Raw genomic sequence first — 12914 nt, 5'->3', positions numbered from 1 at the left:
GTTACCGTTTCCCTCACTGCTTCCCTCAAGATCATCTGGAGGGTATCCTGATCCATGGGGTACCTCCTCTCCCGTTGGTACCCCCATTCATACACATACCCTTACACATAATTCCTTACACGACCAGGCTATCTTGGAGCCAAGACTCTGGAGGAGCTGAGGGGGGTGATTGCGGAGCGGGTCCGGTACTACGGGGAGAGCCGCTTGCACACGGGGCTGGGGTACAGGACACCGCAGGAGGTGATGGAGGCGGAGTTGGAAAGGCTGAGGGGTCGGATCACATCAAGAGGAGGCTAAGGTTATCCAAATCTAGGGGCGCGGCTCACGTATCCGCTATGGCCCCCGGGGGGAGGAGGGGGGATGGGTGTTTATGCAGGCTATGCGGGAGGTGCAAGGTTTGAGTCACTCATCTGCATAGGCCTTGGCAGGCTGGACACGAGGGAGGCCTTGGAGTGACCCCGGCGGGGGCGCACGACAGCCCGGCAGGTCGCAGGAGTCCAGGAGCTTTCGGCGCAAGGCTTAGGGACTGGCCAGGTGCGCAGGGTGGTGGCTTGAGTATGCAGGTAAATGTTCGAAAAGAGGGGTGGAAGGCGCTATTGAAGGGGAATAATTCTCACTAAGGTGGATTAGTGAGGATTTAAAGATTAAAGAAGGAGCGGGCCCCAGGGCCCGCCCCTTAACTACCTGCCCCTAACGGGGAAAACCCCCATCCACGCCTTCCCCGTCCCTCTGGGGAAGGTCCAGAAGTTGCAGGGTGCCCAGGGAGGTCACGGTGAAGGCGGAGCTCGCCTGGAAGGAAGCGTTGAACTGATTGGGTACAGAGGTGGGCTGTCGGGTTAGGTCGGCATTGTACGCAAAAACCACTGCACGGTAGGCCTGGTTTGGGGTTAGGTTAAGCAGGGAGAATTGCATGCTGGTGCTAGTGGTGAGCCAGCCCTTTACAACCCCCCCCCAATTACCGTTGTCGTCCACGAGCCCAAGTGCCGCGTAATAGCTTTGGGCCCCTGGCACCGGGCTCCAGCTGATGGTGGCTGTGCTCCGCGTGGCGGTGAGGCTGACGGAGTCAGGCTGGGGAAGGAGCTGGGAAGCGTCCACCTGGACCGTCTTGGTGAAGGTTCTGGCCCCGGGTAGATCTACCTCCACTGTATAGGAACCCGACCGGATAGCGATGCTTGGCTCCAGGAAATCCCGAGTAATCGGCCCTGCACGCCCGAGAAGCCTTCTCCTAAGGATAACCGTTCCCTGGGCATCCTTCACTCGCAACTCCTGCCCGTCGGGGGAGGAGACGGTGTTCAAGGTGCCGGAAAAGATCACCGCCAGGCCCGGGGCAGTCCCCCCAAAGTTGTAAGTGCCCACGGAAGCGTTGTTGGGGGTAGAGGCCCCGCCCCCACAGGAAGCCAGCAAACCCGCCAAGCCCAACAGAAGGACGGGAAAAACCTTTTGCCTCATAGTATGGACCTCCTAAAGCTTCGCACCCCATTCTAGGGGTAGGGATATTCTAATCCGTGAGTTTGCCTGCTTGTCAACATCAATGCCCACCCTCACCGATCAAGGGGGCCTGCGATGTGTTCGGTGGGCTATACTGGCCACAGACCATGCTCCGCCCCTTGCCCAACTACGAGGACCCGGCCAAGCGCCGCCTCGAGGCCGTCCGCGCGGCCCACGAGGGGGACCTGGAAGGCCTTCTCGGGCTTCTCAGCTACTTCTTGGCTCACAAGTCCGGCAAGCGCACCGCCCTAAGTCCCAGGACCCTGGAGCTTTATGCCCTGGCGGTGCGAGACTTCTTCCGCTACCTTTGGCCCGAGGGCGCAGAGGGCCCCAAGGTGCCCCTCCTACAGGTGACCCCGGACCATATAGACGCTTGGCTGGCCGACCTCCTGGCCCACGGGGGCCACACCGTGCCCCCAAGCGAGCGCCGACCCCTAAAGCCCAGCACCGCGGCCAGCTACCTGGCAGGCGTCCGGGCGCTTTACCGGGCCCTCAAGTGGGCAGGCGCGGTGCGGGAAAACCCTACCCTCGAGGTCAAGCCCCCCAAGGACCCCACGCCCCGCCATGAGCGCCGCCCAGCCCTACCCCAGACCCTCTACCGACGTCTTCTAAACCTAATCCAAAAAGGAGGCCAGGAGCCCGAACACCGACGCTTCCGGGACCTCCTCGTCCTAAGGCTCATGGGCGAGGTGGGCCTGAGGATCTCCGAGGTGGAGGGGCTCAACGTGGAGGACTTTGACCCCGTGGAGGAGGAGCTCCACATCCAAAGGGGCAAGGGGGGCAAGGCCCGCACCGTCCCCCTTCCCCCTGATCTGGCCGAGGGCCTTCAGGCCTGGCTTGGGGTTCGCGCCCTCTACGCCGCCTCCGGGGAAAAGGCCCTCTTCGTCAACCTGGGGGGCCGGAAGGCCCATGGGAGGCGCCTTAGGGCCTGGACCATAAGGAAGGAGCTTTCCGAGGCCTTGCGGGCCCTCGAGGCCCCCCGGCGCTACTACGGCCCCCACAGCCTCCGCCACCTGGCCGGGACCAGGCTCTACCAGGCCACGGGGGACCTCTACCTGGTGGCCACCCTCCTGGGCCACGCGGACGTGAGCACCAGCCAGATCTACGCCAAGATGGACCGCTCCCGCCTCAAGGAGGCGGTGCGCAACCTTTACGGGAAGAAGCCCTAGCTGAACTCCCGCTCCAGCGCCCTAAGCCGCTCGGCGATCCCCGTGTACTCCAGCTCCTCCATGGGGAGCATGGCGGGGCCGTAGAAGCCCTGGCGGCGCATGTCCATGGCCTTTTCCATGGCCCTAAGGCGCACCGCGTCCCACGCTGGGTCGGCGAAGAGGTCCACGGGCTCGGACAGGCGCCCCCCCTTTAGGGAGAAGGCCAGGCCGCACACCATGGGCACGCAGAAGAAGCTGGAGGCCTGGGTGTTGGCCCTTACGGGCATGAGGGGGAGGTGGTGGCTTCCCCGGGTGTCCCCGGCCACAAAGGGCAGGAGGGCAAAGGGGGGCGCAAGCTCCTCCGTGGCGGGGAAGATCTTCTGCACCCGCACGAGGGCCACGGGGTCGTCCTTGCCCACGTACCGCCCGGCGATGTTCCTAAGACGGGTGGTGCTCACCGCGGCCGCCTGCTCCCCGTACCGGCGGGACCAGATGGCGGCGATGGCGAAGCGGTGGGGGTCACGGAGGAGGGCCGCCAGGTCGTAGAGGCGCTCGGGGGCCTCGAGGTCTATGTAGCTGTCCCGCTCCGTCTGGGCCAGGTCCATGACCCGGAAGCGGAAACCGGGGCGCATCTCAGGGGAAAGGAGGAGGCCCGGGCAGTGCATGGGGTCGGCGAAGGCCAGGTAGAGGGGCAGGTTGAAGGCCCCGGGTTCCGTCTTGTCCGCAGCCAGGACCACGAAGGGCTCGGAGGGCCTCTCCTCAAAGGCCATCTCCGCCACCTGGGGCCCAAGGCCGTGGAGGTTGCCGGTGAAGGCGTCCTTGAGGAGGTCCTGCCCCGCCCCGTAGAGCCCTTCCGCCTTGGCGGCCTCCGTGCCCTCCTGGAAGGCCCGCCAGGCCAGGGCGTGCACCTCCTCATCCCCCACCCCCCGGGTGTGGCTTAAGAGGAGGACGATGTCGTCCCCAATGTGGAAGACAAAGGCGTCCAGGAGGAGGCGGCCCACCTCGGCCCGCACCGTCTCCTCCACCCGCTCCAACACCCGCCTCGAGGGCAGGGTGTGCCCACCCACCGAGCCGATGTCCGCCTTGAGCACGCTTAAGGTGACCTTCATAAGGGAACCTCCCATTTCCATGTTTCCACGCTTATTACGGAAAGGCAACCCCTTGGCCCCTACCCCAAGGGGTGGGGCTTTGGAAACGGGGTTAGGGAAGAAGCCCCTCCCACTCCCCCCGCATGGCCTCCGCCCACTCGGGGAAGCGGGCGTGGTAGGCCGCAAGGAGGGCCCTCCCTTCCAGCCGGCCCCGGGCCTCCTGGAGGAAGGCGCGGGCGGCCTGGGGCGGGCCGTACCAGCGGGCAAGCTCCCCAAAGCCCTCGTCCAGAAAGACCACGGTGGGCACGATGCGCTTCTCCCCTAGCCGGTAGGCCTCCCGAAGATCGGGGTTCTGGTCCCGAAGGAAAAACCGGGCCCGGTCCCCCGCAGCCTTGGCCAGGACGGGGACCGCCTGCTGGCAGTCGGGGCACCAGTCCTCCACCAGGGCCAGGACGAAGGCCACCCCCTTGGGGAGCGGGGCCCCTGGAGCCCGGGCGTAGAAGTCCTCCAGGAGGGCGCGTCTTTTGGAGAGGGCCAGGAAGCCCTCAAAGGTGAGCCCCCTGGCCCAGAGCGACCCCTCCAGGACCATGCCCCTATGCTACCCTGAGGGTATGGCCGAGGCCCACGAGGGCGCCTTCTGCCCGGTGTACGCCGCCATCAACCTCCTGCAGGAGAAGTGGACCCTCCACATCATCCGGGCCCTGCTTTCGGGCCCCAAGGGCTTCAACGAGCTGGCCCGGGCCGTGGGGGGGGTGAACCCCGCCACCCTAAGCCAGCGCCTGGAGCACCTGGTCCAGGTGGGGGTGGTGGAGAAACAGGTGGAGTCCCACATGCCCCCCAGAACCCGCTACCGGCTCACGGAGGCGGGCCGGGAGCTGGAAGGGGTGGTGGCGGCCATAGAGCGCTGGGCAAAGGCCCACCTGAAAACCCCGGTGCCCTAGCCCTCCATCTCCCCCGCCAGGTGCTGGAGGTAATTGGGGAGGCCCAGGGCCTTGAGGAGCTCCCGCTGGGTCTCCAGCCAGTCCACGTGGGCCTCCTCGTCCTTAAGGATCTCCGCCACCAGGTCCCGGGTGCCGTTATCCCCAAGGCTTTGGGCCAGGTTCATGGTCTCGTTGTAGCCCTTCACCGCCAGAAGCTCCCCCTCGTAGTCCTTGAAGAGGATCTCCTCCACCGTCTTGCCGATCTTGATCTCCCCGATGCGGCTCACCTCGGGGAAGCCCTCCAGGAAGAGGATGCGCTCGATGTGCTTCTCCGCGTGGCGCATCTCGGTCATGGCGTGGGCCTTGAGGTGGCGGGCCAGGGCCTTAAGGCCCCAGTTCTCCGCCATCTCCGCGTGGACCATGTACTGCAAGATGGCGGCGAGCTCCTCGGAAAGCCGTTCCTGCAGGCTTTTCAGCACCTCGGGGTGTCCTTTCATAAGGGCCTCCACCCCTATCCTACCCTTTTCGGAAGAGGGAGTGGCGGGGTTCCCCCTCCTCAGGGTGGTCCTCCCGGAAGTGGGCCCCTCGGCTCTCCGCCCTCTCCAGGGCACCTTGGGCCAGAAGGCGGGCGAGGAGGAGGAGGCCGCCCGCCTCCAGCTCGGCCCTCGAGACCAGGGGCTTTTCCTCCAGGGGAAGCCCCTCCAGGAAGCGGAGGAAGGCGGCCAGGGCCTCCCCCCGCCGCACCACCCCCAGGGCCCGCCCCGCCGCTTCCCGCAGCACGGGGAGGACCTCCGGAGGGGCCGCGAGGACGGGGAGGGGCTCTGGACCTTTGGGAAAGGCCAGGTCCTCCAGGGCAGCCAGGGCAGCCCGGTGGCCCATGACCAGGCCCTCCAGGAGGCTGTTGGAAGCCAGGCGGTTGGCCCCGTGGAGCCCGGTGGAGGCCACCTCCCCCGCAGCAAAGAGGCCCTTCACCCCCGTGAAGCCCAGGAGGTCGGTGAGGACCCCCCCCATGGCGTAGTGGGCCGCGGGGGCCACGGGGACGGGCTCCCGCAAGGGATCTAGCCCCAGGGCCCGGGCCTGGGCCACCACGGTAGGGAAGCGGGCCTCGAGGCGGGGGATGGGCCTTAGGTCCAGGTAGACCCCGCCGGTGCGCAGGCCCTCCTGGAAGACCGCCCGGGCCACCACGTCCCGGGGGGCGAGCTCCCCGGCGGCGTCATACCGGGGCATGAAGCGCTCCCCGAAGGCGTTGAGGAGAACCGCCCCCTCCCCCCGGCAGGCCTCGCTCACCAGGGCGCCATCGGGAAGGGCCGTGGGGTGGAACTGGACGAACTCCAGGTCCCTTAAGGTGGCCCCCGCCTGAAAGGCCAGGGCGAACCCGTCCCCCGTGGCCCCTTGGGGGTTGGTGGTCACGGGGAAGAGCCGGCCGAAGCCCCCTGTGGCCAGGAGCACCGCCCCGGCGCGCACCTCCAGGGGCCCTTCTGGGCCGAGGGCCAGGACGCCCGCCACCCGCCCGCCCCCCACGAGGAGGCTTAAGGCGGTCCACCCCTCCAGGATGGGGGCCTTTAGCCGGGCCCTGAGGCCCTGGAGGAGAAGGGCCCCCGTGCGGTCCCCCCCGAGGTGGCGCACCCGGGGGCGGCTGTGCCCCCCCTCCCGGGTGGGCTCGGGGTGGAAGGCGAGGCCTAGGGCCTTAAGCCTCTCCAGGTGGAAGGGGGCCTCCTCCAGGATGGAGCGGGCAGCCCTAGGGTCCACCAAGCCCCGGCCCGCCCTCAGGGTGTCCTGGAGGTGGGCCTCGAGGTCCCCCTCGTCCAGGGGGAAGGCCACACCCCCCTGGGCCCAGGGGGTGGAGCCTGCAGGGAAGGGATCTTTGGAGAGGAGGAGGACCTTGGCCCCCTTTTCCTCCGCGGCCAGGGCGGCGTAAACCCCCGCCACCCCCGCCCCCAGGACGAGGAGGTCCGCCTCCATCACCCCACGGCCACCATGGCGGAGAGGGCCTTCCGGGCCTTTTCCGCCACCTCCTCGGGGACGCGGACCACGTGGCGCATCTCCTTCAGGGAGAGGTAGACCTTCTCCAGGGTGATCCGCTTCATGTACTCGCACACCGCGTCGGGCTTCACGGGGATGAAGCGCTTGCCCGGGGCCTCCTTCTCCAGGCGGTGGAGGATGCCCACCTCCGTGGCCACCACGAAGGTGGAATGGGCCGCCCTTTTGGCGTGGCGCACCATGCCCTCGGTGGAAAGCATCTTGGCGTCGGGCTTGAGGTAAAGGCAGCCCGTGCCGCAGCCGCACTCGGGGTGGATCATGAACTCCGCCCCTGGGTGGGCCTCCAGGAGGGCCCTGAGGTGCTCCTCCCGGATCCCCGCGTGCACGTGGCACTCCCCCGGGAAAAGGTCCAGCCTTCTTCCCGTGACCCGGGCTACGTGGGCCCCCAGGAACATGTCGGGGACGAAGAAGATGGGCCGGTCCTGGGGCAAGGAGGCCACCACCTCCACCGCGTTGGCGCTGGTGACGCACACGTCCGCCAGGGCCTTCACCTCGGCCTTGGTGTTCACGTAGGCCACCACCAGCCCATCGGGATGGGCCTCCTTCCAGGCCCGGACGTCCTCCGGGCGGATGCTGTCCGCCAGGGAGCAGCCGGCCTCGAGGTCGGGGAGGAGAACGGTCTTCTCCGGGTTCAGGATGGCCGCGGTCTCGGCCATGAAGTGGACCCCGCAGAAGACGATGACCTCGGCCTCCGTCCGCTGGGCCTCCCGGGCTAGGCCTAAGGAGTCCCCCACGAAGTCCGCCACCTCCTGGACCTCGGGGCGTTGGTAGGAGTGGGCCAGGATGACCGCCTTGCGCTCGCGCTTCAGCTTTAGGATGGCTTGGGTCAGGGTTTCCCTATCCATGGTCTTGAGCGGGCTGAAAGCCCTCTTCAAAAAAGTGGCCGTCGTAGGCCAAGGCCTTCTCTATGCCTTTTTGCCGCATGAAAAGGAAGCTGGTCCAGTCCACCAGGCTCACGTCCCGCCGCCCGGAGGCCAAAAGGGCGGTGAGGGCCGCCTGGTGCAGGGCCTCGTCCACGGGGAACACCCGTACCACCCCCAAAAGGTCCAGGGCCAGGGCCTTCGCCGCCTCCATCCCCAGCCGCCTCTGGACCAGGGCCAGGCTCTCCACGACCACATAGGCGTGGGTGAGGAGCCGCACCCTCCGGGCGAGGAGGCTTTGGAAGGCGCGGGCCGCCTCCAGGTGGTGGGCATCGTCCCGGTCCAGGAGGGCGTAGAGGGCGGAGGTGTCAACGAAGACCAAAGGCCTCCTCCAGGTGGCGGTCGTGGGCCTCGCTCACGTCCTTCTCCCCAGAGGCGAACCGCCCCACCGCTCGCAGGGCCCGCTGGACCCGCTCCCCATAGCCGCCGTTGGCCTCCTCGGCCAGAAGCCGCTCCACCGCCTTCCGCACCAGCTCGGCCATGGAGGTGCCCTCCTCCAGGGCCTTGGCCTTGAGCCGGGCGGCCTGCTCCTCCGTGAGCTGGACCTGGGTCCGCACCATGCCATCATGGTAGCAGATCTGCCATCATGGCTGCACCACCAGGAGGGAGAGGTCCAAGGCCTTGGGGGAGTGGGTGAGGGCCCCCACGGAGATGTAGTCCACCCCCGCCTCCGCCGCGGCCCGGGCCCTTTCCAGGGTCATGTTCCCGCTGGCCTCCAGGGGCACCCGCCCCCCCACCCGCCCCACCGCCTCCCGGAGGGCCTCGAGGGGGAAGTTGTCCAGGAGGATGAGGTCGGCCCCCGCCTCCAGGGCCTCTTCCAGCTCCTCCAAGGCGGTGACCTCCACCTCCACCTTGAGGTGGTGGGGGGCCAGGGCCTTGGCCCGGCGCACCGCCTCCCCCACCCCCCCGGCGGCCCGGATGTGGTTCTCCTTGATGAGGATCCCGTCAAAGAGGCCAAAGCGGTGGTTCCCCCCACCCCCCGCCCGCACGGCCCACTTCTCCAGGGCCCGGAGGCCGGGGGTGGTCTTTCGGGTGTCCAGGAGGCGGGTTTTCGTCCCTTCTAGGGCCCGGACATAGGCCCGGGTGAGGGTGGCGATGCCGGAGAGGCGCTGGAGGAGGTTCAGGGCGAGCCGTTCCCCCATGAGGATGGCCCTCAAGGGGCCCTCGAGGCGGGCCACCTCCCGCCCATCCCCTACCTCCTCCCCCTCCCCTGCCAGGGCCTGGAAGCGCACGGGGCCCAGGAGGCGGAAGACCCGCTCCGCCACCCAAAGCCCCGCCACCACCCCTGCTTCCTTCGCCCGGATGACCGCTTGGCCCCCCATGCCCTCGGGCACCAGAAGCTCCGTGGTGAGGTCCCCGTGCCCCAGGTCCTCCCGGAGCCAAGCCTTGAGCTGTTCGTCCAGGAAGAGGACATCCACCCTTCCATTAAACACAAAGCCCCGCCAGGCCCCAGGGTAGGCTGGGGGGGTGAACCGCCTCAAGCACGCCAGGAGCCCCTACCTTCTCCAGCACGCGGAAGACCCCGTGGACTGGCACCCCTTTGGGGAGGAGGCCTTCCAGAAGGCCCGGGAAGAGGACAAGCCCATCTTCCTCTCCGTGGGCTACGCCAGCTGCCACTGGTGCCACGTGATGCACCGGGAGTCCTTCCGGGACGAGGAGGTGGCGGGGCTTTTGAACCGCTACTTCGTCCCGGTGAAGGTGGACCGGGAGGAGCGGCCCGACGTGGACGCGGCCTACATGCGGGCCCTCCTGAGCCTTACGGGGCAGGGGGGCTGGCCCATGAGCCTCTTCCTTACGCCAGAGGGGAAGCCTTTCTTCGGGGGCACTTACTTCCCAAAGGAGGACCGCAGGGGGCTTCCCGGGTTCAAGCGGGTCCTCCTGGCGGTGGCCGAGGCCTGGCGGGAAGGGCGGAAGGAGGTGGAGGAGGAGGCCCACCGGCTCGCCGAGGCCTTGAGGCGGAGCCTCACCCCGCCCCCGGGGCCGGTGCCGGAGGGCCTCGAGGCCGAGGCCCTGGCCCTCTTGGACCGGGCCTTTGACCCCGAGTGGGGGGGCTTCGGCGGCGCCCCCAAGTTCCCCCAGGGGCCCCTCCTCCTCTACCTCCTCCCCCTGGCCTGGAAGGGGGAGGAGCCCGCCCGGACCATGCTCCGGCATACCCTCCGGGCCATGGCCCTGGGGGGGATTTACGACCAGGTGGGGGGCGGGTTCCACCGCTACGCCGTGGACCGCTTCTGGCGCCTGCCCCATTTTGAGAAGATGCTCTACGACAACGCCCTCCTGGCCCGGGCCTACCTGGGGGCCTACCGGATCTATGGGGACCAGCTCTTCCTGCGGGTGGCCCGGGAGACCCTGGACTTCCTCCTTTCCCTCCAGGCCCCGGAAGGGGGCTTCTACACCGCCTTGGATGCGGAAAGCGAGGGGGAGGAAGGGCGCTACTACACCTGGACGGAGGAGGAGCTGAAGGCGGTCCTGGAAGGGGACTTCCCCCTGGCCCGGCGCTACTTCGCCCTGGGGGAGGACCTAGCGGGGCGGTCTGTCCTCACCGCCTGGGGGGAGGAGGAGGTGAAAGGGACCCTGGGGGAGGGGTTTTCCGCCTGGCGGGAGGGGGTGAGGAGGCGGCTTATCGCCGCGCGCGGAAAGCGTGTCCTCCCTGCCCTGGACGACAAGCTCCTGGCGGACTGGTCCGCCCTGGCGGTGCGAGCCCTGGCGGAGGCGGGGCGGCTTCTAGGGGAAGGGCGCTACCTCGAGGCCGCCCTAAGGGGGGCCCGCTTCCTCCTGGGGATGGCCCGGGAGGGCCTGGTACGCCACACTTGGCGGGGAGGCCACCTGGGGGGGGAAGCCTTCCTCTCCGACCAGGCCTTCACTGTCCTAGCCCTCCTGGAGCTCTACACCGCCACGGGGGAGTGGCCCTATCTGGAGCGGGCCCGCTTCCTGGCCGAGGAGGCCTGGCAGGCCTTCTTCCGGGAAGGACGGCTGGAGGAGGGCCTGGAGCCCCTCCCCCTCCCCGCCCGGGAGCTGGAGGAGGGCGCCTTGCCCTCGGGGGCCTCGGCCCTGGCGGAAGCCTTCTTCCGCCTGGGGGCGGCTTTTGGGGAGGACTGCCGGGAGCGGGCCTGGAGGATCCTGGAGGAGCGGGCTTACTTCCTCCGGCGCTTTCCCCACGCCCTACCGGGCTTCCTCCTGGCCCACCGGCTCCTAAAGGAGGGCTCGGAGCTCGCCCTTCCCCTCCCCTCCCCCTTCTTCCCCGAGGCCCTGGGCCTCTACTTGCCTCTTACCCAGATGGTGGTGGGTCCTATGGGAGCCCTTCCGGCCCTGGAGGGGCGGGAGGCGGGGAAGGCCTACCTCTGCCGGGAAGGGGCTTGCCGGCTTCCGGTGGGGGGTTGGGCGGCGTTTTGGGGGGAGGTGCGGGCGGTGCATGGTGCTAGTGATATTTTTCACGATTAAATATGCTCGTGCGTAAAATCTCCCCACCAAGCAATTGACACCCCCCACCCCATCCCCTAAGCTGTAACCGAACGGTCGGTAAGGAGGTCCCATGCCCGAAGCCTGGATCGTGGAAGCCGTCAGAACCCCCATCGGCAAGCACGGGGGCGCCCTCAGCCCCGTCCGCCCAGACGACCTCCTGGCCCACACCCTCGCCGCCCTCATGGACCGCGCCGGCATTCCCAAAGAAGAGGTGGAAGACGTCTACGCCGGCTGCGCCAACCAGGCCGGCGAGGACAACCGCAACGTGGCCCGCATGGCCCTCCTCCTCGCCGGCTTCCCCGTGGAGGTGGCAGGCTGCACCGTCAACCGCCTCTGCGGCAGCGGCCTGGAAGCCGTGGCCCAGGCTGCACGGGCCATCTGGGCCGGCGAAGGCCAGGTCTACATCGGCGCAGGCGTGGAAAGCATGTCCCGCGCCCCTTGGGTGGTCCCCAAAAGCGAGCGCCCCTTCCCCACCGGCAACCTCACCCTGTTCGACACCACCTTGGGCTGGCGCCTGGTGAACCCCAGGATGCAGGCCCTCTACGGCACGGAGAGCATGGGCGAGACCGCGGAGAACCTGGCCGAGATGTACCGCATCCCCAGGGAGGAACAGGACCGTTTCGCCCTCCTCTCCCACCGGAAGGCGGTGCGGGCCTGGAAGGAGGGGCGCTTCCAGGAGGAGGTGGTCCCCGTGCCCGTGAAGAGGGGGAAGGAGGAGGTCCTGGTGGAGCGGGACGAGGGCCCAAGGGAGGACACCTCCCTGGAGAAGCTCGCCCTCCTCCGCCCCGTCTTCCGGGAAGGGGGCACGGTGACCGCGGGGAACAGTAGCCCCCTTAACGACGGGGCGGCCGCAGTGCTCCTCGTCTCTGACGCCTACGCCAAGGCCCACGGGCTTAGGCCCCTGGCCCGGGTACGGAGCGTGGCCGTGGCCGGGGTGCCCCCCAGGATCATGGGCATCGGGCCGGTGCCGGCCACGAGGAAGGCCCTGGACCGGGCGGGGCTCAGCCTGGAGGACCTGGGGGTCATTGAGCTCAACGAGGCTTTCGCCGCCCAGGCCCTGGCGGTCCTCAAGGAGTGGGGCCTGGACCCCGAGGACGAAAGGCTCAACCCCAACGGGGGGGCCATCGCCCTCGGCCACCCCTTGGGGGCCAGCGGGGGCCGCATCCTCACCACCCTGGTCCATGAGATGCAAAGGCGCAAAGCCCCCCTCGGCCTCGCCACCATGTGCATCGGCGTGGGCCAGGGCATCGCCATGGTGGTGGAGGCCCTTTAAGAAGCTTCCGCCTCGGTAGGGCCCCAGAAGAAGGGCCTAGGCCGCCTTTCCCCCAAGCCTCCTAAGGGTTACTCCCCCTTCAGGACCCGGGCCACCTCCTCCAGGGTGGGGGGAGGCGCCTCCACCCGGACGCGGCGCGGGGCGCGCTCCTCCAGGCGCTCAGCGATGGCCTCCACCGCCTTGCGCAGGAGGCGGAGCTCCTCCAGAAGCTCGCCCCAGGGCTCCAGAGAAGGGGCCTGGGCCTTCTTCCCTCCCCGCCTCGAGGGCATAGGGGCCTCCCCCATGGCCCTAGCCAAGGCTTCCTTCGGCTTCAGGCCCTTCTCCATAAGGTCCAAGGCCTCCCCCAGAACCCGGGCCTCCTCCGGCTCCACCAGGATGCGGTTTTCCTGCCGGACCTCGGCCAGACCCTTGGCTGCCAGGTAGGCCTTGTGCATGCGCCAAAGGGTGGTGGGGTTGGTGCGACGGCCTTTGAGGAGATCCGGTCGTGTCAAGATTTATGTGTAAGCGTCTGTGTACGGGGGGCATACCTTTCCCGAAGCATCCCTTCCAACACCTCCTGCACCTCGGCAAAACCCTTC

At 68.3% G+C, this 12914-nt stretch carries 13 protein-coding genes; 4 read left to right on the top strand and 9 right to left on the bottom strand.

The window, feature by feature from the left end:
- The first annotated feature begins 1595 nt into the window (after window positions 1–1595).
- Window positions 1596–2657, top strand: coding sequence for a tyrosine-type recombinase/integrase (locus tag WKI94_RS09755; RefSeq protein ID WP_337845549.1), 1062 nt, complete (start codon window positions 1596–1598; stop codon window positions 2655–2657).
- Here the strand turns inward: WKI94_RS09755 and fbp are convergent.
- Window positions 2654–3745, bottom strand: coding sequence for a fructose-1,6-bisphosphate aldolase/phosphatase (fbp, locus tag WKI94_RS09750; protein WP_337845548.1), 1092 nt, complete (start codon window positions 3743–3745; stop codon window positions 2654–2656). The two genes, WKI94_RS09755 and fbp, sit on opposite strands and share 4 nt — an antisense overlap.
- Before the next feature lie 91 nt (window positions 3746–3836).
- Complete coding sequence (locus tag WKI94_RS09745) at window positions 3837–4313, bottom strand: thioredoxin family protein (protein ID WP_337845547.1); 477 nt, start codon at window positions 4311–4313, stop codon at window positions 3837–3839.
- Window positions 4314–4335: 22 nt separating this feature from the next.
- Between WKI94_RS09745 and WKI94_RS09740 the strand changes: the two genes are divergently transcribed.
- A complete protein-coding gene (locus WKI94_RS09740) occupies window positions 4336–4665 on the top strand; it encodes a helix-turn-helix domain-containing protein (RefSeq protein ID WP_337845546.1) in 330 nt (109 codons plus the stop codon).
- Here the strand turns inward: WKI94_RS09740 and bfr are convergent.
- Genes bfr through nadC form a run of 6 tightly spaced genes read right to left on the bottom strand, consistent with a single transcriptional unit; the run spans window position 4662 to window position 9037 of the window.
- Window positions 4662–5141 carry a bacterioferritin gene (bfr, locus tag WKI94_RS09735; protein WP_337845545.1) on the bottom strand — a complete coding sequence of 160 codons (480 nt, stop codon included), beginning with the start codon at window positions 5139–5141 and terminating at the stop codon, window positions 4662–4664. The two genes, WKI94_RS09740 and bfr, sit on opposite strands and share 4 nt — an antisense overlap.
- Before the next feature lie 19 nt (window positions 5142–5160).
- Window positions 5161–6606: an FAD-dependent oxidoreductase gene (locus tag WKI94_RS09730; protein WP_337845544.1), complete on the bottom strand. Its 1446-nt coding sequence runs from the start codon at window positions 6604–6606 to the stop codon at window positions 5161–5163.
- Complete coding sequence (gene nadA / locus WKI94_RS09725) at window positions 6606–7529, bottom strand: quinolinate synthase NadA (protein ID WP_337845543.1); 924 nt, start codon at window positions 7527–7529, stop codon at window positions 6606–6608. Before nadA ends, WKI94_RS09730 begins: the two co-directional genes overlap by 1 nt.
- The gene (locus WKI94_RS09720; RefSeq protein WP_337845542.1) at window positions 7522–7926 is read right to left on the bottom strand and encodes a PIN domain-containing protein; all 405 of its coding nucleotides are present in this window, start codon (window positions 7924–7926) and stop codon (window positions 7522–7524) included. The genes nadA and WKI94_RS09720 overlap by 8 nt, the downstream gene beginning before the upstream one ends.
- Window positions 7913–8164 (bottom strand): CopG family transcriptional regulator, encoded by a 252-nt coding sequence (locus WKI94_RS09715; RefSeq protein ID WP_337845541.1) that lies wholly within the window; start codon window positions 8162–8164, stop codon window positions 7913–7915. The genes WKI94_RS09720 and WKI94_RS09715 overlap by 14 nt, the downstream gene beginning before the upstream one ends.
- Before the next feature lie 24 nt (window positions 8165–8188).
- On the bottom strand, window positions 8189–9037 hold the full coding sequence (gene nadC, locus WKI94_RS09710) for a carboxylating nicotinate-nucleotide diphosphorylase (RefSeq protein ID WP_337845540.1): 849 nt from the start codon (window positions 9035–9037) through the stop codon (window positions 8189–8191).
- 34 nt (window positions 9038–9071) lie between these two features.
- On the opposite strand from nadC, the gene WKI94_RS09705 reads away from it, so the two are divergent.
- Window positions 9072–11042 (top strand): thioredoxin domain-containing protein, encoded by a 1971-nt coding sequence (locus tag WKI94_RS09705; RefSeq protein WP_337845539.1) that lies wholly within the window; start codon window positions 9072–9074, stop codon window positions 11040–11042.
- Window positions 11043–11133: 91 nt separating this feature from the next.
- Window positions 11134–12336: a thiolase family protein gene (locus WKI94_RS09700; RefSeq protein WP_337845538.1), complete on the top strand. Its 1203-nt coding sequence runs from the start codon at window positions 11134–11136 to the stop codon at window positions 12334–12336.
- Between the two features lie 68 nt (window positions 12337–12404).
- On the opposite strand, the gene WKI94_RS09695 is transcribed toward WKI94_RS09700, so the two are convergent.
- Window positions 12405–12827, bottom strand: a complete 423-nt coding sequence (locus tag WKI94_RS09695; RefSeq protein WP_337845537.1) for a hypothetical protein — start codon at window positions 12825–12827, stop codon at window positions 12405–12407.
- Window positions 12828–12914: the final 87 nt, after the last annotated feature.

Source organism: Thermus sp., assembly GCF_037444525.1.
Lineage (GTDB): Bacteria > Deinococcota > Deinococci > Deinococcales > Thermaceae > Thermus.
The sequence above is the reverse complement of the archived record's forward strand: the minus strand, read 5'-3'. Positions and strand labels throughout refer to the sequence as shown.